Origin of the sequence: Corynebacterium sp. ACRPF (genome assembly GCF_022347395.1) — a bacterium.
In the GTDB taxonomy this organism is placed as follows: Bacteria; Actinomycetota; Actinomycetes; order Mycobacteriales; family Mycobacteriaceae; genus Corynebacterium; species Corynebacterium tuberculostearicum_D.
Genome location: NZ_JAKRNB010000011.1, coordinates 31,630 through 55,238, shown reverse-complemented (window position 1 = coordinate 55,238; position 23,609 = coordinate 31,630). Strand labels below are relative to the sequence as shown.

General features: G+C 58.9%; 20 protein-coding genes. 6 read left to right on the top strand and 14 right to left on the bottom strand.

What is annotated here, in order from left to right; all coding sequences use genetic code 11:
• Nucleotides 1-77 precede the first annotated feature (77 nt).
• From MHX61_RS06645 to MHX61_RS06635, 3 genes are all read right to left on the bottom strand, one after another.
• Entirely contained in the window at nucleotides 78-443 is a 366-nt protein-coding gene (locus MHX61_RS06645) for a Rieske 2Fe-2S domain-containing protein (RefSeq protein ID WP_239193690.1), read from the bottom strand.
• An 85-nt stretch (nucleotides 444-528) separates the two neighbouring features.
• On the bottom strand, nucleotides 529-750 hold the full coding sequence (locus MHX61_RS06640; protein WP_239193688.1) for a hypothetical protein: 222 nt from the start codon (nucleotides 748-750) through the stop codon (nucleotides 529-531).
• Nucleotides 751-1,087: 337 nt separating this feature from the next.
• Entirely contained in the window at nucleotides 1,088-1,558 is a 471-nt protein-coding gene (locus MHX61_RS06635; RefSeq protein ID WP_239193687.1) for an SdpI family protein, read from the bottom strand.
• A 191-nt stretch (nucleotides 1,559-1,749) separates the two neighbouring features.
• Here MHX61_RS06635 and MHX61_RS06630 point away from each other — a divergent pair, with 191 nt between their 5' ends.
• Nucleotides 1,750-2,961 (top strand): dicarboxylate/amino acid:cation symporter, encoded by a 1,212-nt coding sequence (locus MHX61_RS06630; protein WP_239193686.1) that lies wholly within the window; start codon nucleotides 1,750-1,752, stop codon nucleotides 2,959-2,961.
• 65 nt (nucleotides 2,962-3,026) lie between these two features.
• Here MHX61_RS06630 and trpA read toward each other — a convergent pair whose 3' ends face one another.
• From trpA to MHX61_RS06600, 6 genes are read right to left on the bottom strand one after another with little or no spacing between them, the layout of a single operon-like run.
• On the bottom strand, nucleotides 3,027-3,893 hold the full coding sequence (trpA, locus tag MHX61_RS06625; protein ID WP_239193685.1) for a tryptophan synthase subunit alpha: 867 nt from the start codon (nucleotides 3,891-3,893) through the stop codon (nucleotides 3,027-3,029).
• On the bottom strand, nucleotides 3,893-5,098 hold the full coding sequence (trpB, locus tag MHX61_RS06620; protein ID WP_239193684.1) for a tryptophan synthase subunit beta: 1,206 nt from the start codon (nucleotides 5,096-5,098) through the stop codon (nucleotides 3,893-3,895). The genes trpA and trpB overlap by 1 nt, the downstream gene beginning before the upstream one ends.
• 13 nt (nucleotides 5,099-5,111) lie before the next feature.
• Nucleotides 5,112-6,518 (bottom strand): bifunctional indole-3-glycerol-phosphate synthase TrpC/phosphoribosylanthranilate isomerase TrpF, encoded by a 1,407-nt coding sequence (trpCF, locus tag MHX61_RS06615; protein WP_239193683.1) that lies wholly within the window; start codon nucleotides 6,516-6,518, stop codon nucleotides 5,112-5,114.
• Nucleotides 6,518-7,552 (bottom strand): anthranilate phosphoribosyltransferase, encoded by a 1,035-nt coding sequence (trpD, locus tag MHX61_RS06610; protein WP_239193682.1) that lies wholly within the window; start codon nucleotides 7,550-7,552, stop codon nucleotides 6,518-6,520. The genes trpCF and trpD overlap by 1 nt, the downstream gene beginning before the upstream one ends.
• A 2-nt stretch (nucleotides 7,553-7,554) precedes the next feature.
• Nucleotides 7,555-8,202: an anthranilate synthase component II gene (locus MHX61_RS06605; RefSeq protein ID WP_239193681.1), complete on the bottom strand. Its 648-nt coding sequence runs from the start codon at nucleotides 8,200-8,202 to the stop codon at nucleotides 7,555-7,557.
• Nucleotides 8,199-9,716 (bottom strand): anthranilate synthase component 1, encoded by a 1,518-nt coding sequence (locus MHX61_RS06600; RefSeq protein ID WP_239193680.1) that lies wholly within the window; start codon nucleotides 9,714-9,716, stop codon nucleotides 8,199-8,201. The genes MHX61_RS06605 and MHX61_RS06600 overlap by 4 nt, the downstream gene beginning before the upstream one ends.
• A gap of 322 nt (nucleotides 9,717-10,038) precedes the next feature.
• On the opposite strand from MHX61_RS06600, the gene MHX61_RS06595 reads away from it, so the two are divergent.
• Together MHX61_RS06595 and MHX61_RS06590 are read left to right on the top strand one after the other, a co-directional pair.
• Nucleotides 10,039-11,520 carry an NAD-dependent succinate-semialdehyde dehydrogenase gene (locus tag MHX61_RS06595; RefSeq protein WP_370658408.1) on the top strand — a complete coding sequence of 494 codons (1,482 nt, stop codon included), beginning with the start codon at nucleotides 10,039-10,041 and terminating at the stop codon, nucleotides 11,518-11,520.
• A gap of 262 nt (nucleotides 11,521-11,782) precedes the next feature.
• The gene (locus tag MHX61_RS06590) at nucleotides 11,783-12,994 is read left to right on the top strand and encodes an MFS transporter (RefSeq protein WP_239193667.1); all 1,212 of its coding nucleotides are present in this window, start codon (nucleotides 11,783-11,785) and stop codon (nucleotides 12,992-12,994) included.
• Between the two features lie 283 nt (nucleotides 12,995-13,277).
• Here MHX61_RS06590 and MHX61_RS06585 read toward each other — a convergent pair whose 3' ends face one another.
• Together MHX61_RS06585 and MHX61_RS06580 are read right to left on the bottom strand one after the other, a co-directional pair.
• Nucleotides 13,278-13,910: an MOSC domain-containing protein gene (locus MHX61_RS06585; RefSeq protein ID WP_239193665.1), complete on the bottom strand. Its 633-nt coding sequence runs from the start codon at nucleotides 13,908-13,910 to the stop codon at nucleotides 13,278-13,280.
• Between the two features lie 10 nt (nucleotides 13,911-13,920).
• Nucleotides 13,921-16,494, bottom strand: a complete 2,574-nt coding sequence (locus MHX61_RS06580) for a hypothetical protein (RefSeq protein ID WP_239193663.1) — start codon at nucleotides 16,492-16,494, stop codon at nucleotides 13,921-13,923.
• Between the two features lie 173 nt (nucleotides 16,495-16,667).
• Between MHX61_RS06580 and leuS the strand changes: the two genes are divergently transcribed.
• Complete coding sequence (leuS, locus tag MHX61_RS06575) at nucleotides 16,668-19,514, top strand: leucine--tRNA ligase (protein ID WP_239193661.1); 2,847 nt, start codon at nucleotides 16,668-16,670, stop codon at nucleotides 19,512-19,514.
• On the opposite strand, the gene MHX61_RS06570 is transcribed toward leuS, so the two are convergent.
• A complete protein-coding gene (locus MHX61_RS06570) occupies nucleotides 19,515-20,156 on the bottom strand; it encodes a hypothetical protein (protein ID WP_239193660.1) in 642 nt (213 codons plus the stop codon).
• A gap of 335 nt (nucleotides 20,157-20,491) precedes the next feature.
• Between MHX61_RS06570 and MHX61_RS06565 the strand changes: the two genes are divergently transcribed.
• Complete coding sequence (locus MHX61_RS06565; RefSeq protein WP_204610700.1) at nucleotides 20,492-20,950, top strand: MarR family winged helix-turn-helix transcriptional regulator; 459 nt, start codon at nucleotides 20,492-20,494, stop codon at nucleotides 20,948-20,950.
• A gap of 78 nt (nucleotides 20,951-21,028) precedes the next feature.
• Here MHX61_RS06565 and MHX61_RS06560 read toward each other — a convergent pair whose 3' ends face one another.
• Nucleotides 21,029-22,003, bottom strand: coding sequence for an MDR family oxidoreductase (locus MHX61_RS06560; protein ID WP_179387129.1), 975 nt, complete (start codon nucleotides 22,001-22,003; stop codon nucleotides 21,029-21,031).
• 78 nt (nucleotides 22,004-22,081) lie between these two features.
• Here MHX61_RS06560 and MHX61_RS06555 point away from each other — a divergent pair, with 78 nt between their 5' ends.
• Complete coding sequence (locus MHX61_RS06555; protein WP_239193659.1) at nucleotides 22,082-22,672, top strand: VanZ family protein; 591 nt, start codon at nucleotides 22,082-22,084, stop codon at nucleotides 22,670-22,672.
• Between the two features lie 148 nt (nucleotides 22,673-22,820).
• Here MHX61_RS06555 and MHX61_RS06550 read toward each other — a convergent pair whose 3' ends face one another.
• Nucleotides 22,821-23,573, bottom strand: a complete 753-nt coding sequence (locus MHX61_RS06550; protein WP_239193658.1) for a DUF364 domain-containing protein — start codon at nucleotides 23,571-23,573, stop codon at nucleotides 22,821-22,823.
• Nucleotides 23,574-23,609: the final 36 nt, after the last annotated feature.

The following is a 23,609-nucleotide window of genomic DNA, read 5'->3' as shown; positions in this document are numbered from 1 at the left end:
CATCACATGCTGCAGATACTCGGGCCAAGAAAACACAACCCGTGTAGTTTCACGTGAAACTACACGGGAGATGCACCTTAGGCCGTGGTGACGTTAGAGCCGTCTTGTTTAACTTCGTATTCTTCCAATGGATCGCGCCCTGGGCCGGAGATTACGCTTCCATCGCTGAGATTGTAGGAGGTGTTGTGTGCCGTGCAGGTGGCCGTCATACCATCAATCTCGGTGATTGGATTGTGTTGGTGGGGGCAGGTTTGAGAATAGGCCTTAAACTCGCCTTCCTTGGGCTGAGTGAAGATCACGCCATCGACAATCTTCGCGGAGCCAATCGGAATCTCGGTAGCCGCAATTTCTGCGGACGGAGAGGAGCCACAGGCCGCGGCGTAGACGCCTGCAAATGTGGTGGCGGATCCAAGCAAGAACATTCGACGGGAGCACTTGATCATGCTTCTACTCTAGCCTGTCGGTCTTGTGTATTGTGCCGTTCCCGTTTGTGCGGTTGAAATCAACGTTTCACGTGAAACACTGTAGTTAGTTAGCTAGGAGCCCTTCCCAAGTCTCCGGAGAGCCCTCGGAACTAGCGATAAGTTCATAGGTGCCAGACTCGATGCCTAAATCATCTACGATGCTCTGTGCAGATTGCTGTTCGTGTGCTTTTGCTACGGACGTCGCTACCTTGTGGTCTTGCTCAGTGTGAGCGCCGATAACAAAAGTTGAAGCGGCGATGGCCGCCAGGGCGGTACTTTTCTTCATGGACTATATTCTGCCCTTTAGGGTACTGATTACGTCCTTAGCCGCCGGGGCTCCATGGCAGTTTTACGCAACCTCTACCCTCCCTCGCAGGAACCAGAATGGGACGATGGACCTACTGTAGGTGCGGTCAAGTATGGGTTAGGCCAGAAGATATCCAGAGTTATAATATCGGCTGTTACTAAAATCGAGTAAGCAACTGCTCCGGAAAGTAACGTCACTGTGACTAGACTGAAGCGTGTGACGATAATTCAATACGAAAGGCATAGCTACAAAAATTCCCCTTCTGGATGAAATGTGATTCTTTTCCAGAAGGGGAAGATTACGCAGCAGTGCTTGGTCACCTATCGGATTCGCGAGCGGCGTGACGGAGCGCGTCGACATCAACCTGAGGGGCGGCTGCTGCGGCGGCCTCTTCCCCACCGCAACCGTCGGAACCACAATTACAGGAGTCTCCGCAACCCTCCTCGTCTGCGTGTGCTTGTTCGTAGAGGAACGCGGCACGTGAGCCGAGGTTGGAACCGATGGAGAGGGCTAGTACAGCGGCCACAAAAGTAAGAACCGGGATGAGCCACATCCAGCCCTCAGCGCGGAGCGCGACGATGCCGCCGAAGACTAAGCAGACGCCACTCAGCATCCAGAATGGCCCGGCAATGCGATGGGCATTGTCCCATGCTTCGCGGGATTTGCGAATCTCCTGCAGGCGCAAGCCGATATAGCTATTTCCAGGTAGGCGCTTGGTTGAGGCCAAGGCTCCCACGATGATGAGGAAGACGGCGAGGATTAAAAAGATGATTCCCACAGCGATCATGTACTTAGTTTAACCTTGTAGCGCCAAGATAAAAATCGTCGCTGGGGTGAGTGTTCTGACTATGCCTCCAGTCGGGTAGTATGCCTTTAAGGTCGATCGATAGATATTGAAGCGGCCGTTGCCTCTGTACCGCGCTGTTTCACTCTGGAACTTTTACCAAGGGGCGAAACACCCGATTTGATTGTAAGTACATGAATTTCAAGAAACTCTCGGAATCTCTGTTGTTCCGCATCATCGTCGCCATCATCCTTGGCGTGGTGGTGAGCCAATTCGCGCCCGAATGGTTTGGCCGCGTATTCGCCACCTTCAATGGACTCTTTAGTAACTTCCTCAATTTCTTTATTCCGGTCCTCATCTTCGCGCTTATCGCCCCGTCGATTGCTGGTCTGGGACGAGGGGCCGGAAAATGGCTGGGTGTTACTGCAGGTATTGCCTACGGCTCAACGATTGTTGCGGGTCTTCTTGCCTACGTACTTGCGCACTGGCTCTACCCCACCATGCTCAGTGGTCAGGATCTGATTACAAATGTCTCCGATATTGATGAGGGGGCACTCACTCCGTACTTCGAGGTGGAAATGGCTCCGCCTTTTGAGGTTATGACGGCTCTCTTGTTGTCATTCTGCATCGGCGTAGCGATGACTACAGTGAAGTCCGATACCTTGTATGCGGTTACAAAGGAATTGGAGAGCGTAGTAGTCAAGGTTATTTGGGGCTTTGTAGTGCCAATTCTGCCCTTCTATATCTTTGGCATGTTCCTAGGCTTGGGCATGAATGGCAATTTGGGCTCAGTACTCTCGGCCTTCGCGAAGGTCCTGATCCTGGCGGTTGTCATGACTCTGGTTTACCTGGTGCTCCAGTACATCATCGCCGGTGCCATCACCGGTAAGAATCCTTTCAAGGCATTGCGCAATATGGTGCCGGCTTATTTCACCGCACTCGGAACTTCTTCTTCTGCCGCCACCATTCCGGTGTCTATGGAGTCCACCTTGAAGAACGGCATTTCGAAGCCAGTGGCAAGCTTCGTTATCCCGTTGTGTGCTACCATTCACCTCTCTGGTTCCATGATTAAGCTGACGCTCTATGCCTTTGCGATTGTGTACATGGCGAACCTGGATATTAGTACGAGCACCGGCCTTGGTTTCATCTTCCTGTTGGGAATCATGATGATTGCGGCACCAGGTGTGCCTGGCGGCGCGGTTATGGTCGCAGCTGGACTACTAGCGGATATGATGGGCTTTGACGATGGCATGGTGGCGCTGATGATCGCGGCCTACATCGCCATTGACTCGGTCGGCACAGCTGCCAACGTTACTGGCGACGGCGCTATCGCGATGATCGTGGACAAGTTCGCGGGCTCCAAGAAGGACCACACCGAAGAGGAATCTGCAGAAGCAACCGCGTAGAGGCTTTTTATAGGGAACCCTCCTCAGCTGCCGAGAGCTGAGGAGGGTTCTTCGCGTCTTCAGGACTACTCTTGAGTCGCTGCCTTCATGCGAGCTACATACTCGGCGAGTTCCTTATGTAATGCTCTCTCGTCGGAAATGCGGCCTGGAGTTCCTTCCACTGGCCTGCCTTCCGCGTCTGTTTCACGTGAAACGTGGAGATCGATAATCTTGGTGATTGCGGAGCCAGTAATGGCGCCCGCTGCCCCAGCGGTCACGGCATCGCGCACGTGTTTCGGCTCGGAAATGCCGAATCCTAGCATTACCGGAGGTCCATCGAATCTTTTGATGTTGGCGACGACTTCTTCGAGCCCAATAGTCTCGGATTCCTTTTCGGCACCGGTAACTCCATCTCTCGATACTGCGTAGATATAGCCGCGCGAGCTTTGAGCGACGACCTCGAGGGTGTGCGCAGTCGCGCGGGCCGGGGCGATAAAGATTGGGTCAATGCCGGCCTTTTCTGCTGCGGCGATGAAGGGAGCGCCTTCGCGCACGGGGACGTCGGGAAGCAAGATGCTGTCCGCACCCGCTTCTGCAAACTCGGCGTAGAACCGGTCGAAACCGCGAGTGAACGCCACATTGCCGTAGATGAGCATGCCGATGGGAAGCTCGGGAAATTCCGCGCGGATTGTTCGCACCTGTTCTAAGGCGGAATCTACGGTGGCGCCGCCATCGATCGCGCGAAGGTGGGAGGCCTGAATGGTGGGGCCGTCAGCCACTGGGTCAGAAAATGGAACGCCGAGCTCCAATGCATCGGCTCCGGCCGCGACGACGGTTCGCACGATGGCCAGTGTGTGCTCTGGCGTGGGATCGCCCAACATGAGGAATGGGACGAAAGCGCCCTCTCCCCTGTTACGCAGAGAGCGGAATAGGTTTTCGTATCGGTTGCTCATTAATTCTTCTCCTGGAGTTTGAATTCTGGGTGGGCCTTAAGGGTGTGGCGAACGTGGTCGATATCCTTATCGCCGCGGCCGGAAAGGGAGACCAAGATGTTGATGTCCTCATCCTTCCGCTTCAAGGCGTAGGCCAACGCGTGAGAGGATTCGAGAGCGAGAATGATGCCTTCCTTAGTGGAAAGAAGCTGGAATGCTTCGAGTGCTTCGGCGTCAGTAATGCCGACATATTGTGCGCGGACACTGGCGTGTAAGTGAGCGTGCTGTGGTCCTACATCTGGGTAGTCGAGCCCGGCGGAGATCGAATAGGATTCCTCCACTTGGCCGTCCGCGTTGCGCATGAGGTAGCTGCGCGCGCCGTGGAGGATGCCAACCGTACCGTTGTTGATGGTGGCACCGTGCTTGCCGGAGTCTAGGCCTTCGCCGCCAGGTTCTGCGCCGACGAGTTCGACTTCCTCTTCTTCAATAAAATCTGCGAACATACCGATTGCATTAGAACCACCGCCGACGCAGGCCACTACTACATCCGGTAGCTCACCGGTGCGCTCAAGCATCTGGGTCTTAGCCTCTTCAGAGATGACCTTGTGGAACTCTCGGACGACGGTTGGGAATGGGTGGGGTCCGGCCGCGGTACCGAGGAGATAGTGGGATTCATGGAAAGTGGCGGTCCAATCACGGAGGGCTTCATTCACCGCGTCCTTAAGAGTTCCGGATCCAGTGTCGACGGCGACGACCTTTGCGCCCATCAGCTCCATACGGAATACATTTGGCTGCTGTCGGGCCACATCTTTCGCGCCCATGTAGACCACACACTCGAGATCCAGTAGTGCGCAAGCAAGTGCAGTAGCGGTGCCGTGCTGGCCTGCTCCGGTCTCCGCAATAATGCGTGTCTTCCCCATCCGCTTTGCTAGCAGTGCCTGGCCGAGAACTTGGTTCGTCTTGTGTGCTCCACCGTGTACGAGGTCCTCACGCTTGAGGAAGATGCGCGCCTTGCCCCCGAGGTTCCTCGCCTCTGTAATTGGTGTGGGACGGCCGAGATAGTCACGCAACAGCGCGCTTAGCTCTTTGCGAAAGGCTGGGTCGTTTTGTGCTTCGACAAAAGCCTTCTCAAGTTGGTCGAGTGCTGGGATGAGGGATTCGGGGACGAATTGTCCGCCGAATTCACCAAAGTATGCCGGAAGGAGCGTTTCACGTGAAACTGTCATCGTTCTCTTCTTTCTATGGGTGTGTGTAGTTTCGGATAGTGCTAAAGGCTTGGGCGATCAATGAGGAGTCCTTGCGGCCGGGTGCATACTCCAAGCCTGAGTTGAGGTCGAGTCCTGCCGTGCCGATTGACAGTGCCTCTTCGAGGTTGTCTAGTCGGAGCCCGCCGGCGAGGAGGGATTTCTCCTTCACTTCAGGGGGAATCGTCTGCCAGTCAAATGTGGTGCCCGTCCCTCGATTGCCGGAGTCGAGGACAAGGGCCTCTACCTCTGGGACAAGGTCTGGCGTCAAGGCAGCGAAGTCAGGGTTATTCATGTCGATGGCTCGCCAAAGGTGAAGACCGTCAGCGACGTCGTGTACATCTCGAAGGAATTCCAGCTCTGCTTCCCTACTCCCTTGGAATGGGGCGTGAAGCTGAAGAACTTTGAGGCCGGGGATCTTGGCTAGGCTCCGTAGCGTTTCCAAATCCGTAGACCGCGTCACGGCTACGTACTCCAACTCTGGTTCCGTGGAAATGATGCTTTGTGCGGTTTCACGTGAAACACTGCGGGGTGAATCCGGCGCGAAGATGAGTCCCCCGTAGCGGGCGCCAGCAGCGCGGGCTGCTTGGGCGGAGGAGGCGGTGGTAAGGCCGCATACTTTATTGGCGCCAAAGACGAGGTCGCGCGCCGCCCGATCGATGTCCTCCTGGGAGGTGAGCTGCGAGCCTATAAGGAAGGCGTGCGCGTGGGCTCCTAACCGGCGGACGGTGGCGTTATCTCGGATTCCAGATTCGGAAACTATCACCTTTCCGTCTGGAACATGGCGGGCTAGGCGTTCGGTGCGGCCTAAATCAATGCTGAGATCGTGGAGATTGCGGTTGTTGATGCCGATGATATCGACTCCAAAATTCACCGCGCGATCGATTTCGTCCTCGGTGATGACTTCAGTCAGGACGTCTAGACCGAGTTCGTCCGCTAGTGCCTTGAGCTCACCGTAGGTGTCATCGTCGACGATAGACATCATGAGCAAGATGGCATCGGCGCCGTAATAACGCGCGGCATAGACCTGGATGGGATCGACAATGAAGTCTTTGCACAGCACGGGCACATGGGTGGATAGCGCGACAGTCTGTAAATGGTCATAGTCGCCGCCAAACCGATCGGGCTCGCACAAGACCGAGATGGCGGAGGCGTAGCGAGAGTAGATCCGGGCAATATCGCCCGGGCGATAGTCCTCGCGAATTTTGCCAAGGGACGGCGAGGCAGACTTGCACTCTAGGATGCAGCGGTTGGTGCCACGGAGGGCGTCGGCAAGCGAACGCTCCGATCGTGGCACACTAGCCAGGTCTACGTGGGATAGCCGCTCACGGAGTGCGGGCAGGTGAGTGCGGCGCTCGGCGACGATCTCCTCGAGCACCGTAGGTAAAGTATTCTCCGACATTAATTCTCCTCCCCTACTGCATAATTCGTGCTCTCGTGGAGCGCGAGCCAATCTTCAACAGTGCCGCTGCTAATCAGTTCCTTTGCGTGAGTGACTCCTGCCGCGATAGTCTCCGTGGTCCCGTTGAGGTAAAACATGGCGCCGGCGGTGGCGGCAATGGCGTCACAATGGGCGGGCTCGCCGTGGCCGGCAAAAACCGCACGGAGGGCTTGGGCATTGGCGGCGCCGTCGCCGCCGGCTAGGTCCGTCAGCTCGTGGCGTTTGATGCCGAGGTCTTCTGGGGTGAGCTCATAAGAGACAATCTCGCCGTCGTTGAGCTCCCAGACCTGTGTCGTGCCGTGGCTAGCGATCTCATCCGTGCCAGCGCCATGGACGACTAGGGCGCGCTCCCGGCCGAGCTCCCGGAACACTTCCGCGATAAGTTGGCCTTGGGCCGGGTTGGCGATGCCCATGATTTGCAGTGACGGGCGTCCTGGGGACAGGAGGGGCCCTAGTGTATTGAAGATGGTGGGGATGCCTAGCGCCTTGCGCACCGGTTGTACGTGGGCGACCGCTGGGTTGTATGCAGGGGCGAATAGGAAAGTGAAGTTGGAAGCTTCAAATTGGCGCACTGCTCGGGCGGCGTCTAGGTCCAGTGGGATATTCAGGGCTTCGAGGACATCGGCCGATCCGGACTTGGAAGAGACCGAGCGGTTGCCATGCTTGATCATCCTCACTCCCCCAACGGCGGCAACGAGGGAGGCGCCGGTAGTGATATTGATGGTATTCGCGCCATCGCCACCGGTTCCGGCCGAATCCATGAGTCCTTCTCCGGTGATGGGGAATGGATAGCCCACTTTCAAAAATGCTTTGGCCGCGCCGGCAATGTCTGCGAAGGTCTCGCCGCGGGTGCGGATATGGGTAAGTAGCGCCGCAATATGAATATCGTCGTAGTCGCCGACGGCCAAGGGGGTAAATACCTCCATGGCTTCTTCGATGGTGGGCTGAGGGTTATTCAGGAAGGCTTGCAAGGTACGCAGGGGGTGGTGATTCATTTTTAGTGCTCCGTATCCATAGTGGTGTGCGTATATAATTGATGAATGCAACGCTCGAGCATGAGGGGGCCGCGGGGCGTGAGGATAGACTCGGGGTGGAACTGGAAGCCGAGGGCGCTACCGTCATCCGTCTCGGCCGCCATGGCTACCTCTCCGATGTCCGTGGGCGTACGCGCGAGACAACGCATCCCCTGAGGGAGGTCCGCGCATCCAAGCGAGTGATAGCGCGCCACCGGAACTTGCGTACCTAGGTGACCCGGTTGGTCCGGCTCGGTATCAGTGGCAAGGTCCTGAAAGACGGGGTGCATTACCCCGGCCTCGGTAAGAGTCATCGGGACGGATTTCCCGTGTACGGGCCCGCACGGTTCGACTGCGCCGCCGTGGTGCTCGAGTAGCGCTTGGAAGCCGAGGCACACGCCTAGGATGGGAATGGTGCCTAGGGTGGCGTCGATAAGCTCCATCATGCAGCCGGCGTCCCGTGGATGGCCGGGGCCCGGGGAAAGCACAATAATGTCGGGCTGCGCGCGCAGCACGTCGTGCACCGCAACGGTATTGCGAAACACGGTGGTATCGAACCCCGCGAGGGCATCGACTAGGTTGTAGACAAAAGAATCGTGGTTGTCTAGAAGGACAATATGCGGCGAGCTCATCGCTGTACCACCAATTCGGCTCCTTGCGCCATAGCGATGGCATTGAGAACGGCGTAGGCCTTATGCACCGTTTCATCGGCCTCGGCTTGCGGCATGGAATCCTTGACCACGCCGGCACCGGCCTGCACCACTGCGGTGCCGTCCTGGACGTAGGCCGAGCGGATGACGATGCAGTTATCCATGGCTCCATCGCCGCGCAGGTATCCCACCGCCCCGCCATAGGATCCGCGGCGCTTTCCCTCCGTGCGGCGCACCAGTTCGGTGGCGCGCAGTTTGGGTGCTCCCGTAAGCGTTCCCATGTTCATGCACGCACGGTAGGCAACGAGCGCATCGAAGTCCGGGTGGAGCGTCGCCGTGACGCGGGAGACCAAGTGCATCACTCGCGAGTAGCGGTCAACGTGCAGGAGTTCGGCCACCTGCCGGCTGCGGGGCACGGCCACGCGAGCGAGGTCATTGCGCGCTAGGTCTACCAGCATCGTGTGTTCCGCAATCTCCTTGTGGTCTGTGCGCATGTCCAGCTCGTTGCGAATATCCAGTTCATGGTTGATGCTGCCATCCGGGTTGAGCCCGCGCGGCCGAGTTCCGGCGATGGGATAGAGCTGGACCTGCCTATCTTCCGGCGTGAATTTGAGGTTCGATTCTGGCGAGGCGCCAAAGAGCTCATAGTCGGCACCGCGGACGTAGAACATATAGGGCGAGGGGTTGGTCTCGCGCAGCGCCCGGTAAGCAGCCAGGGCGTTGGGGCAGTCCACGGTGAAGGCGCGTGCGGGCACTACTTGGTAGATATCGCCGGCGTGAATATTGCTTTTAAGCTTGTCGACGTCCGCCCGAAACCTTGTATCATCCACATCGGCCACCGCTCGGATCCTTTCCCTTTGCGGCGCCGCGGGGCGAGCGGCCGCCGGCAGTGAGGCAAGAGAGTCCAACTCTTCCCGCAGGCGCTTGTCGTCGATGTCCCAGCCTTCTAGGTGCGCAGTCCCTTGCAGGTGGTCCACTGCCAGGACCGTGTGGGCTACCAAGAATTCATAGTCCGGGTAAGTGTTGGCCCCCGGTTTAACCTCGGGCAGTTCCTCGAAAGTAGCGAGGTAGTCATAGGCGAATCCACCCCCAAGGAACGGCAATAAGGGAGAGGAATAGTTGGCTTCTAATTGCAGGAACCGCAAAATATCGGCGGTAGATTCGGCAAGAAGCCGCTCCCGCTCGTCGGGGTGTGTGGACAGCGAGAACTCGAAAGCCGCGGTGGTAGTTTCACGTGAAACTAAGCGATGGTGGAACCGCTCCTCCAGGGAACGAAGGAGCGACTCCCCTGCCTCCGTGAGGACGCGTACCTCTACCCTCTGGCCGTGGCACGTTACTTTCAGGGCCGCCTTGAGTACGGCGAGGCAATTGAGATTCTTCTTGGTCTCAATGTCCGCGCTTTCAAGAAGTAGGGAGTCGTGCGGTAGTGCGAGGGCGTCAAAGATTGCGGCCGCATCGCTGCCGTAGGAGATGTTGCGAGTGGCGGTGTATGGCATTGCAGTGCCCTTTCGATGGGTGTGGGGAACGGGGAAACGGATAATGGGCTTCCGCGAGCAGAGGCACTAAAACGCCAAAAGGCCCGCAGAATGCGAGCCTAAAAATGGGAGGTGGAATAAGGCCCGCGGGTTACGCGCGCCACCACCAAGCAGTAGTCATCTTCTTCATATCGGTCATACTAACCTACATTTCTATAGCTTGGAAGATAATCGTTAAAAATATTCGCCCACTCCCCTGTGCTGCCGTGCTTGGCGCAAAACCAAGAAGACCGGCTATCGATTCGCGGTACTGTGGGGTGCATTCACGCAATGGAGAAAGGTGATGAATATGAGCATCGACCAGAAGGAACTACTAGCGAAGGTCCCCACTCAGCTTTTGATTGGCGGGCAGTGGCGCGAGGCGTCTTCCGGCGAGACTTTTGACGTAGAAAATCCGGCGACGGGCGCGATCATCGCCACGCTGTCGTCGGCGAATTCTGACGATGCGGTGGCTGCCCTTGATGCTGCCTGTGCGGTCCAAGATGAGTGGGCGCGCACCACCCCGCGCGAGCGCGCCGATATTCTCCGCCGCGCCTTTGAATTGGTACACGAGCGCGCCGATGAGTTCGCCACCCTGATGACCCTTGAAATGGGAAAGCCCTTTGCCGAGTCGCAAGGTGAGGTCACCTATGGCGCGGAATATTTGCGGTGGTTTAGTGAGGAAGCCACGCGTGATTACGGCCGCTACTCCCCTGTCCCGGAAGGCACCTTGCGCATGGTTACCCGCCGCAAGCCCGTGGGTCCGTGCCTGTTGATCACTCCGTGGAACTTCCCCCTCGCCATGGCCACCCGAAAGGTTGCCCCAGCCGTTGCAGCGGGCTGCACCATGGTTCTGAAGCCGGCCAAGCTGACGCCGCTTACCACGCAGTACTTCGCGCAAACCATGCTCGATGCCGGCCTACCCAAGGGCGTGCTCAATGTTGTCTCCGGCAGCTCCGCCTCGGCCATTTCGGAGCCCTTGCTTGCCGACGCCCGCTTGCGCAAGCTCTCCTTTACCGGTTCTACCCCAGTGGGCAAAACCCTTCTCAAGGGTGCCGCGGATAATGTCTTGCGCACCTCTATGGAGCTAGGCGGTAATGCACCGTTCATTGTTTTCGAGGATGCGGACATCGACCAAGCGGTTGCGGGAGCCATGGGCGCCAAGATGCGCAATATTGGCGAGGCCTGCACCGCGGCCAACCGCTTCGTGGTGCACGAGTCCGTGGCGGAGGAGTTTACGCAGAAGCTGGCAGCAGAGTTTGAGAAGCTCGTCGTTGGCGATGGCATGAATGAAGGCGTGACGTGTGGTCCGCTGATTGAGGCTAAGGCATTCGATAATGTCGCAGCCCTGGTTGAGGATGCGGTGGACAAGGGTGCGACCGTTGTCACCGGTGGCACTCGCGGCGAGGGCGCGGGTCACTTCTATGCGCCCACAATCCTGAGCAATGTTTCACGTGAAACTCGCGTGGCCCAAGAAGAAATTTTTGGACCGGTCGCGCCCATCCTTACCTTTAAGGATGAATCGGAAGCGCTAGAGATTGCGAACGATACGGAGTACGGACTTGCCTCCTATGTATATACGGAAAATTCCGATCGCCTCTGGCGCGTAGCCGACGGCCTCGAGTTTGGCTTGATGGGATTCAATGCCGGTGTCATCTCCAATGCCGCTGCCCCATTCGGCGGCGTCAAGCAATCTGGTTTAGGACGCGAAGGCGGTGCCGAAGGTATTGAGGAATATACCGCGGTGCAGTACTTGGGTATCCGTGACCCTTATATCGGTGTCTAGAGGTTCGAGCACTTAACAGGCGGGAGAAGCCAGCCGGGTCCCCTTTCCGCGACCCGGCTCAAGTTACGGCGATTGGCGGTAGCTACCTGTACGAGGGCGGCGTCGATAAGGGCCTGGAAAGCCTTTCAATTAACCTTTGTAGCCTGCGGGGCGTATAGTGCCTCTCCGTATAATTTAATTTCTATTTCCTTCGTCTGCGATGCGTGGTCTTATGGCCAGCGCGTGGAGAGGGAATTTTCTTTTTGTTATTTGGAGTGAGTATATGACGCCTACAGAATCTGCAGCGGCTAAGCCGCGGCTGATTACGCCTACGTTTGTTCTCGCGTGGGTGGCTAATTTTTGTCAGTTCTTGGTCTTTTACCTGTTCGTAACCACCATGGCCCTCTACGCGGTGGAGAGCTTCGGGGCATCGGATACCGTGGGCGGTTTCGCCTCTAGTGCCTTTGTTCTGGGCGCGACGTGCATGCGCGTGTTCTCCGGCTGGATCGTGGACCGCGTGGGCCACAAGAAGGCGGCTTTGACTTCCCTGGCCTTCGTCACAGTTGTAGCTGTGGCGTACTTTTTTGCGCATAATGTTGCGGTCTTGATTATCGTGCGAATGGTGCACGGCGCGGGCTATGCCCTGACTTCTACCGCGCTCATGGCGGTGGCGCAGTCCGTTATCCCACACGAGCGCCGTGCGGAAGGCACCGGATACTTCGCCCTAGGCACTACCCTGGCAACCGCGTTTGGTCCAGCTATCGGCCTGTTCTTGGCCAACAACATCGGTTACAACACGCTATTCGCCGTCGCCCTTGGTGCAAATATTGTTTCCCTGATCCTGGCCTTGGTGCTGCGCTATCCGGCCGAGGTTTCCTCCGAGAAGCCGGCCTTTAAGTTGCGCAATGCCGTGCACCCCAACGTGGTTCCCATCGGTCTCTTCATGCTCCTAATCGGCATCGCCTACTCCGGCGTGGTGACCTATCTCAACGCCTACGCTCGCAAGGAAGACCTAGCCACCGGCGCAGGGCTCTTCTTTATCGGCTATGCGGTCACGATGCTCATCATGCGCTTCGTTTTGGGTCGCATCCAGGACCATAAGGGTGATAACGCCGTGATGTACCTCGGCTTGGTCGCCTTCGTCGTGGCCCTGCTGCTCATGGGCTTCCCCACCAATGACGTCATGCTGGTGGTCGCGGGCGCCTGCACCGGCTTGGGCTTCGGTACCCTCAGCCCCGCCTGCCAAGCTATCTCTGTGCGCTCGGTGCCTGCCGCGCAGATGGGCGCCGGCATCTCCACCATGTTCCTGCTCATGGACCTCGGCATTGGCCTGGCCCCGTTCGGCCTGGGCCCCATTGTTGGGGCAACAGGCTTTGACACGATGTATCTCATTCTCGCGGGTCTCGTGGTCATCGCCGCTATCTACTACTTCTTCGTGCACGGCCGCTTCCCTAAGGCGAAGGGGCACCATCTGAGCTTTGAAGAGGGAAAGTAACACCCTCCTTCGCACTCAGCATGTAAAGCACGCCAGCGCTTAGCGCTGGCGTGCTTTTGTTTTGCGCGCACTCCGGGCAAGAAGAGTGTGCTGGCCTCGCCGGTAAGCTAAAGATCCAGACACAGTCTGCGGTTCCGGAAGTAGAGTATGCGTCGAGACCCGCTGAGCATGGATGTGCTGATTAACGGTCCCGTTGCCTACTGCATGTTTGGGCGCATCGAGTACCGGCGGAACAACGGGACATTGCTGAGCTCGACATGGCGGACTATGAGTGCTTGTGTAACTAGGTTCGAAGCGAGTTCTGTTGGTGAGCGGGAAGGCAGCCAGCATCGATAACGCGCCGGGCAAGGGCGCGGTCGCCCATCTTGGCGGCAAAGGCCATGCGCATCGTGATGCCGTGGCTGGGCGGAGTATCCAGCTCAATGGCATCGCCGGGGCGAATGCGGCCGGGGGAAATGATGCGCAGGTAGGTGCCGCAGTCGCCGCGCGCGGTCCAGCGCTTGAGCCAGCCGCGCTCCCCTAGCCAGCCGGCAAAGGTGGCACACGGTTGGCGGGGCACGGATACTTCAAGCACGGCGGTGCCGATGCGCACGCGCTGATTGATGAGCAGAGCAGAAAGATCGATGCCCTGCGTCGTGAGGTTTTCGCCAAAGCCGCCGGAGGCCAGAGGGCGGGAAAGCTTGGATTGCCAGTAATCCAGTTCCTCACGAGAGTAGGCGTAGACGGCCTTATCGTTGCCGCCGTGATGTTTGGTGTCACCAATTATATCGCCGCGCACGCCAGAACCATCGCCATAATGGGGTCCGGGTGCTGCCAGATCGATGAAATCCTGCGGCTTTTTGTCGATGTCTGAGAACTCATGCCGCCCGCTCGGGTCCGGCCGGCGGACGGCGACATTGGTGGAGACGACCTGCATGCCTGTCACCCTAGCTGAGTGTGAGCGCCTCCGCGGTGAGAATATCGCGGTAGAAAAGCTGTGGGGCGAGGGAGACGGCCTCGGCGAGCTGCGGGAGGGCGTCGTCAAGCGTGGCGGCGAAAGCAGGGTCCGCCAGCTTGCCATTGGCCACACCGCGCGCCGTGATGGCAAAGACATAGGAAATAAACGGCATCCAGGCGGAATCGCCGAGCTCCGAATTGCCATCGCCAAAGGCGTCCAGCGCGAGCAGGGTATGCAGCACGGACTTATCGACGCCCAGCTGCTGCAGCGTCACCCGCAGCTGCATTGCGGTGCTACGCAGGTTAGAAATGGTGCCCAGGCGGGTGAGCGCAAGGTCATTGGCAAAGCACTCGCGCAGTGCGGCGATGCGGTGGGCATCATCGCAGAGCTGGTCACTGTCCGTTGCCGGCGTAGGCGCCTCGCCCGTGGCGCTCATCAGCAGCATGGGACGGGTGACATCGTCGACGCCGGTGGATGGCACGCGCGCGAGGGAGGCGGAGCCGTGGGCTTCGACGTAGTCATGGGCGGCGTCGGCAAGCGCGGCCAAGAGCGAGGAAGGCTCGCCGGCCGGCTCCTCGCGGCGGAAGGTGCGGGAGACCAAGCCGGTGCGAACAAAGGCGCGCATGCGCTGCCCCGGCTCAAAGTCCGCGGCCATAAGGGCATCCATGCTGGCGCGCGGATCGGCCTCAATCTCTTTGATGATTCCCTCGAAGGTTTCCTTGGCCTTGGGTGCGAGGCGGCGCATGGCCGCGTAGGTAGGCCACAGGCCCTCGGTGTTTTCGGTTTCACCGTCGTGGAAGATGATGAGTGCGCTCGCCGGCGGGTACTGCGGCGCGGCCAAGTCGCTGGCCGGCTCATCCTCGCGGAAGTCCACGATGAGGTGGCCGGCGTCCAGCAGCTCCTCGGGCAGCTCAAAGCCTTCCTCAGTGGGCTCCAGCGGTTGCGGCTCGCCCGCAGGATTGCCCAGCGGCCACGCCCAAGCTAATAGCTCTACCTCTTCCTCATGCGCCTGCTCGGGGATGAGGATGCCGTCCTCAATGGTTGCGCGGGCGACCAACGGTGCCTTGCGCACGGTGGCGATGGCGGCATAAATGAGGTCGCTGGCCGCGGTAGTCTCATATTCCATGACGCGACGCTCAAAGCTGCGCTTTTGGTGCGCTGCGCGCTCCTTTTCCGGCAGTCCTTCGAGGTATTCCTCATAGGACAACGTGGACCACAGGAGGTAGAGCTCCAGCGAGGTCTTCTTCGTCAGCGCCGACTTCAGCGCGCGGTTTGGTACGGACAGGCTGGTGGCCGCTTCCGTCGAGCCATTGGCGGTGACCAGGTCCCTAATCTTCTGGTTCTTGTCAATGACCACGAACTTTGCCAGCGGCAGTGGCTCCGGTGAGTGGATGGTAAAAAGTGCATCCGCATCGAGCTGGTCCGCCAGGATGACCTGCTTATCCAGGTAATCCACGGGCTCGGCCGCGGTGCGCTTCACGCGAGTACGAATCGTCGCCGGCTCCACCTGGAAGGTCAGCTCATAGCCGGCCTCACTGCCGACGGTCTCCTCGCGCACGCTCTCGTCCTCGCCAAAGACGCGCTGGCCCTTTTCCATCTGGATAGCCTTGCCCGGCGCAGAAGCCAGGGCATAGCTAAACGGCGAAAGATTGCCCAGGGCATCGATAAAGCGGAAATTGGTGCCGCGCGGGCCCTCGTTCTTGGCACGCATGTGCAGCGACTCCGCAAAATTGAGGTACTGGATATCCACCAGCTCCTCGTCCTTGTACAGGGTGAAGCGGTAGCGGCCTACCCAGGGATCCTCGAAGGCGTCTGCGGGGAGCACCTCGTGAATACCCTCCGGTAGTTCATCCTCCAGCACGGCCTCCTCTTCCCCACCGATGGGGACATAGGTCAGCTCCATGCTGAGTTCCGTATTGGCGATGACCCGCGGGGACTGGGTATAGACCAGTTCGCCATCGAGGCCATGGGCATTGGGTAGCGTCTTCACGGCCATGTCCCAGGCAAAATCAGGGCTGCCGGAGACCTTGATGGTCGTGGATTCTTGGCGCGGAACCTCCACGGTGAAAGACTGGCTGACCTCTATCGGGGCGATGGTCCAGCCCTCCCATGCGCCGTGGGGACGGGCCTCGCCGACCTTGGCCTTGGCGAGCTCCGTGCCGGCGGGGGCGATGAAGGTATAAGAACCCTTGGCCACCGCGGTGGTGGTATCGATTGGTCGATGGGTGGAATCGAGCAGCAATCCGCCATTGGCCACGCCGGCGAATTCCACGGTGTGCTCCTCAAAGGAGACGCTGAGGTGGCTAAAGGCACGCGGCATGCTGATCCACAAGCCGGGCTCTTCGCCCTCCACGTAGTAGAACTTGCGGGTGTCCTCGCTGCCGTCGAGCAGCTGTGCGGTCACGGTCCACTGGGGATCTTCTGGCTCATAACCTGCGGTTACGGCCGGTAGGTACAGATCCAATGTGTCGGTAGCTGGGGAGAGGCGCAGGTGCGGGATTCCCTGGAATACCGCTGCGTCTGCAAAAGATGATAGCTGGCTGCGAAACTTCTCCTGGCTCATTTACCCCAGCCTAGATCATTTTCATGCAGATCTGCATTTTGGCTGCGAGCGGCGGAAATGACGCGAAAACCGGGGGCGATTACGGCGGGGATTTTGGGTGTGCGTGCCCTGCGGAACGCGGAAAGCGTAGTGAACTACCCCGCGCCGGGATGCGGCTATTACACTGTGTGATTATGACTACCCAGAGCGATTCCACTTCGTACCGCTATACCCCGGAGCTGGCGAACCAGATCGAGAAGACTTGGCAGCAGTACTGGAAAGACAATGGCACCTTTAATGCCCCGAACCCGGTAGGCGAGCTCGCCACCGATGCGGGCGAGTTGCCTAAGGAAAAGCTCAATGTGCAGGATATGTTCCCCTACCCTTCTGGTGCAGGCCTGCACGTGGGACACCCACTGGGATATATTGCCACCGATACTTATGCCCGCTATAACCGCATGCTGGGCAAGAACGTGCTGCACACCTTGGGCTACGACGCCTTCGGCCTGCCGGCCGAGCAGTACGCCATTCAGACCGGTACCCACCCGCGCACCACCACCGAGGCAAATATCGAAAACATGCGCCGCCAGCTGGGCATGTTGGGCCTGGGCCACGATCCGCGCCGCTCCGTGGAATCAACCGATCCGGAATTCTTCAAGTGGACGCAGTGGATCTTCCTGCAGATTTATAACTCTTGGTTCGATGAGGAGCAGCAGAAGGCGCGCCCCATTGCAGAGCTCATCAAGGAACTAGAGGCCAATAAGCGCACCACTAAGGATGGCCGCTACTACGAGGACCTCACCGAAGAGGAAAAGGCCGCGGCCATCGATGAATTCCGTTTGGTTTACCTGTCTAATTCCACGGTGAACTGGTGCCCGGGCTTGGGTACCGTGCTGGCAAACGAGGAGGTCACCGCTGAGGGTAAGTCCGAGCGCGGCAATTTCCCGGTCTTCCGCAAGAACCTCTCGCAGTGGATGATGCGCATTACCGCCTACTCCGATCGCTTGCTGGATGATCTGGAGCTATTGGATTGGCCGGACAAGGTCAAGTCCATGCAGCGCAATTGGATCGGCCGTTCCCGCGGCGCAGAGGTTTCCTTCCCCGCCGAGGGCTACGAGATTGAGGTCTTTACCACCCGCCCGGATACCCTCTTCGGCGCCGAGTACGTGGTGCTGGCCCCAGAGCACGAGCTTGTCGACGCCCTCCTCTCCCCCATCCCTTATGACGATGACGTGGATGAGCGTTGGACCTATGGCCACGATGATCCGAAGGAGGCCGTGGAGTCCTACCGTACCGATATTGCCGCCAAGTCCGACCTGGAGCGCCAGGAGAACAAGGAAAAGACCGGCGTCTTCCTTGGTACTTATGCCACCAACCCGGTCTCTGGCAAGAAGGTCCCGATCTTCATCGCCGACTATGTGTTGACCGGCTACGGCACCGGCGCCATCATGGCAGTTCCCGCGCACGACACCCGTGACTACGAGTTCGCCCAGGCCTTCGGCCTACCCATCACGGAGGTTGTCTCTGGCGGAAACGTGGAGGAAGAAGCCTGGACCGAGGACGGCGCGCTGGTTAATTCCTCCAATGACAAGGGCCTGGATCTCAACGGCCTGAACAAGGCCGAGGCCATTGCCGCGGCCATCGAATGGCTGGAAAAGGACGGCTCCGGCCGCGAAAAGGTGCAGTACAAGCTGCGCGATTGGCTCTTCGCCCGCCAGCGTTACTGGGGCGAGCCCTTCCCCATCGTCTACGACAAGGACGGCTTTGCCCACGCCCTGCCGGAATCCATGCTGCCGGTAGAACTGCCAGAGGTAGAAGATTATAAACCCGTTTCCTTTGATCCAGAGGACAAGGATTCCGAGCCACAACCACCGCTGGCAAAGGTGCGCGACTGGGTCGAGGTCGAGTTGGATCTGGGCGGCGGCCCAGAGACCTATTTCCGCGATACCAACGTTATGCCGCAGTGGGCGGGTTCTTCCTGGTACCAGCTGCGCTATATCGATCCCCGCAATGATGATGCATTCTGCGATATCGAAAACGAGCGCTACTGGACCGGCCCGCGTCCGGAGCAGCATGGCCCGCAGGACCCGGGAGGCGTGGACCTCTACGTCGGCGGCGTCGAGCACGCCGTGCTGCACCTGCTCTACTCCCGCTTCTGGCATAAGGTGCTCTTTGACCTGGGCTTTGTTAGCTCCCAAGAGCCCTACCGCCGCCTGTATAACCAGGGCTATATCCAGGCCTATGCCTATACGGATTCCCGCGGCGTGTACGTTCCGGCCGCTGAAGTAGAGGAAAAGGACGGCAAGTTCTACTACAACGGAGAAGAGGTCAATCAGGAGTACGGCAAGATGGGCAAGTCCCTCAAGAACGCCGTTGCTCCGGACGATATTTGCCGCGGCTTCGGTGCCGATACCCTGCGCGTTTATGAGATGTCCATGGGTCCGCTGGATACGTCTCGCCCGTGGGCTACCAAGGATGTCGTAGGCTCCCAGCGCTTCTTACAGCGCCTGTGGCGCCTAGCCGTCAACGAGGACACCGGCGAGCTGGCGACTACCGACGCCGCCTTGAGCGAGGATGACCTCAAGCAGCTCCACCGCACCATCGCGGGCGTGCGCGATGATTACGAGAACCTGCGGCTTAATACCGTGGTGGCGAAGCTCATCGAGTACGTCAACTACCTGACCAAGACCTACCGCACCGAGGCCCCACGCGCCGCCGTAGAGCCGATAGCACAGTTGGTCTCCCCCATTGCCCCGCATATTGCGGAGGAATTGTGGCAGCGCTTCGGCCATGACGAGACCATCACCTACCAGCCCTTCCCCACTTTTGAGGAAAAGTACCTGGTAGACGATGAGATCGAGGTGCCGGTTCAAATCAATGGCAAGGTCAAGGCTCGCATCAACGTTGCCGCTGATGCGGACCAGGACGCGGTCTTTGAGGTTGCCCTCGCCGACGCAAAGATTACTGATTTGACCAGCGGAAAGAACGTAGTGAAGAAGATTTACGTTCCGGGCCGCATGGTCAACCTCGTGGTCAAGTAGTTACTCGTCCCAATATTCCGTGGCGCATAGCGCAATGCCGTGCGCCCGGATCCCCTGGCCTACCTCCAGCTTCTCGTTCACAATGAGCGGGAGGCCGTCGAGGTCGCATACCCAAAACTCCCCCATGCCCAGCTCATTGCTGTGCTTGGCGACGCCCCCGATAGTCCCCGCCACCTCTACCTGCGGGTTAAGCATGCTGGGCTTGAAGTTCCGGTAGAAGCGCTCGGTAGCGGGCGAAGTCAAGGAAAACTCTTCCGGCTCCCCTACCTCGTATTTCAATGCCACAACCGCCGGCCGCACCTGTCCCTGGAGCTTCTCTCCGCCGACCGGGTTGCCTGCTGGCAGGGCAAAAGGCGCATCCGCCAGCGCCGCGAACCGTAAATCCCCCGTTTCCACAATGCCGATATAGGGCGTTGCGCGATATATCGTGCCCGGTGCCTCTTCCCCACCCCGGTACGAAGGCACCGCGGCCCACTCCCCTTCGTATTCCATAGCTGTGACCGCCATGCCGGACGGGTCGGCGTGGAATAGCACTCGATCAAATCCGGGCGCCTCCCACATGTCGTGGTCGGTAGGTAGCTCCGCAACGAGCTCTTCCATATCCGCGAAGTCGAAACCGCACGTGCTAAATAGCTTATCCATGTTTGCCATTCTAAACGCTGCTGTCTTCTCTGCTGGAGCGGTGATTGCGTTCGCAGCCGCATCTTTTCCGCGAGTAGTTGCTTCACTATTTAATTTTCCGTTCAAGAACATATCTACTCAAACAATGGTGAGTTTCAGTAGATAGGTATTCAAAAGAAAAATTAAAGTGCTTTTGGTGGGAAAGGTACTGGTTTGTGAAATTGTGGTTCTCATAGACCCACATCTCTGTGCAGTAGTGGGAGTTGGTATATCAACTCCCAACAATCCAATGAGTTGCTAGATCAACTTTGCAGTATAGACTGTTGATAGGAGGAGACCGCCAAAGGAGGAATGCGATGCGTGTTGAGCAGAGTGCGGCGTGGGGTGACTTTGTTGCCATGCAGGAAGCGCTCCACGCGCGGCTTTCTGGGGAGTTGCAGAGTGGCTCTAGTTTGAGCGAGGCAGACTACGCGGTCTTGGCCGTGCTGTATCGTCGCCGCCAGATTCCAACACGCCCGCATGAACTGGCGGCAGAGCTTCGGTGGGAGAAGTCGCGGCTGCATCGGCAGTTAGTGCGCATGGAGTCCCGAAAATTGGTTTCCAGGCGCGAGGCGCCGGAGCTAGGAACCCGCGCGGTTGAAGTCACTGTGACGGAAAAGGGAAGTAGTGCTTTCAACGCGGCGATCGCGCGACATACCGCCGCAGTCGAGGAAATCGTGGTGGGCACCCTTAGTGATGAAGACCTACAAACCTTGGGCAGGATTTCCCGCACGTTGCTACGCGGGGTAGTTAAAGAGGGCACGTCGGAAAGCTAGAGCTTCGCGTAGTAACCGGGCATACAAAAAGGCACCCGCCGAGATGGCGGGTGCCGTACAAGACTATGTAGGGGTGGCCTAGGAAATCTTGAGGACGGTGCGTCCGTGGTGGGTTCCCTCGAGGAGGGACTTGGATTCCTCGACAACGTCCGACAGTGGAATCGTATTGGTCAGGGACTTGAGGATGGACAAGTCCAGCTTGCGCGCGAGCAGCTGCCATGCGTTCTGGCGGTAGTGCAGCGGGGCGTCGACAGAGTTAACGCCGGCCAGGTGTACGTTGCGCAGAATGAACGGCAAGACGGTGGTGGGAAGGTCTGGGCCGGCGGCCATACCGGTGGAAGCGACGGTGCCGCCCCACACGGTACGGGCCAAAACATTGGCCAGGACGTGGGAGCCGGAGGTGTCGACGGCACCGGCATAGCTAGCCTTTTGTAGTGGCTTTCCGGCCTCGGCGAACTCGGCGCGGTCCACAATGGTGTGGGCGCCTAGCTCGTGGAGGTACTGGGAGTAGTCATCCGGGCGGCCGGTCATCGCGTGAACCTCGTAGCCGGCATTGGAAAGGAGGTTCACGGCGATGGAGCCCACGCCACCGGTGGCGCCGGTGACCAGGACCGGACCGTCGGGCAGCCCGCGCAGAGAATTAACGCACAGTGCGGCAGTGTAGCCTGCGGTGCCAACGGCGGCCGCCTGCTCTGCGGTGAAGTCCGCGGGCAGGGCGACGGTTGCTTGGGAGTTGACGCGCTGCTTCGGGGTGTAGCCGCCGTGGCGGAATTCACCGAGGCCATCACCGAAGGAAGCTACCAAGGTGCCAACTGGGAGACGCTCGACGCTAGATTCAGAAACCGTGCCGACCACGTCGATGCCCGGAACCAGCGGGCTGGTGCGCATGACGCCGCGGTCACCTGCGATAGCCATGGCGTCCTTGTAGTTCAGGGAAGAATAAGAAACATCAACGGTAAGGTCGCCCTCGCCGAGGAACTCTCCCTCTTCGAAGGAGGTCGTAACGGACTTATCTTCGTTGCGAGTTACTAGTAGCGTGCTCATGCTCACCATCGTACGTTAAATGTGATGCAGGGATTTAACAGCGAATCTCACGGCGATTTTTCAGGCTCACTTGTTAACTTGAACAACATGACGATGACCACAACATCCACCCGCATCTCGCGCCAGGTTGGGGCGCCGGGCGTGCCCGCCCGGCCCACCCTGTGGCGCAGTGCCGGTATCGCCTGTGTGGTCGTTCTGATGGCAATCGCCGTAGCTACGGTGGGTAAGCCATTTATTGATATCCCCGGCGTGATCGATGCCAGTGCGCATGCTCGCCGCAGCCTCGATCTGCAGATGTTCAACGGCTTTAATAACCCTCATCCGTGGTGGGGTCCGTGGACCAATACCTTTGGCAATATCGCGCTGTTTATGCCGCTTGGGGCGTGCCTGGTGGTGCTGGGACAGAATTCGCGGCGCGTTCGCTTCGGCCGCGGTGGAACCATCCTTCTGGCGATGGCGCTCAGCCTGGGTATCGAAATTACCCAATACGTATTCTCGTTGGGATTTAGCGACGTCGATGACCTCGTTTTCAACACCCTCGGTGCGTCTGTGGGCGCGTTCTTGGTAAGCCGCAGCAGCGCGAAGGTGCAGCTGCGGACTGTACGCGTTATTGGGTGGCTTGCGGCATTGAGCTTGGGAGCATTACTGCTTGCCGTTATGGCCGGGGTAGTTCTCTAGAAACTAGGCCTCGAGCGGTGGGCCTTAGGCTGGTTGGCGTGGCAACTACGCGCAACGTGGTTCGCGTTCCCTATGTGCGGGAGAAAACCATCGACGAGCTAGCAGAAATCTATGCAGCGGCATGCGAGGCGCTTTTGGAGGCGCGGCCTTAGGCGGATAATTCCGCTCGGTGCCCCCATTCGAACATGGTGGTGGCTGCATCGGTGCCGCTCAAGCCCTCGAACATAGCGAGGGGAGAGGTGGGAACCATTCCGGTGACCTGCGATACGCCGTAGTCTTCCAGCAGTACCGGGGCTAAGGGAGTTGACGGGCCCAGGACGACATTGAAGGACTCGCGGGAGAGCTCGAGCAGGCGGGGAGCGGTCTTATTAACAAAGGCAGAGCCGGTAATGAAGACATAATCGCACTCGGGCAGGATGTATTCGGCGGCGGAATCGGGATAGTCGCCATCATTGAGCGAGCGCTCCAACATATAAAAATCCGCAGCCTGGTTGAGTGCCTTCGGGGCAAATGGGAAGTGGCCGATGACCGCGACCTTCTTCCCCGCGACGGCGTTGCGGAAGGGATCAAAGAAGTGGGGCCAGGGGGCGTCGGCAAGCGCAAAGCCATTCTCGTCGGCCACGGAAGGCGTGGCGTAGTAGGAATTTAGCGCGGCCATGCCGAAGGACGCCTCCGAGAAATTCCAGCTCTTGGCCAGCTGTGCAATGGCGCGTAGAGGAACCCCAGAGTACTCGGCGCGCATCTGGGCCGGGCGGGAGGTTGCTGACATGGTCATGGCCATGTCGCAGCTAGGACTTTCGGTGTATACGCGGGTCCACCGCGGTCCTTGGGCGGCGCGGGAGACCACTATGTCACGGGGAATGGCATCGATGAGGTCATCGTAGAGATCCCAGGCAGACATGTATAAACCAGCTTTCCCACATTGTGTCGCACTCTT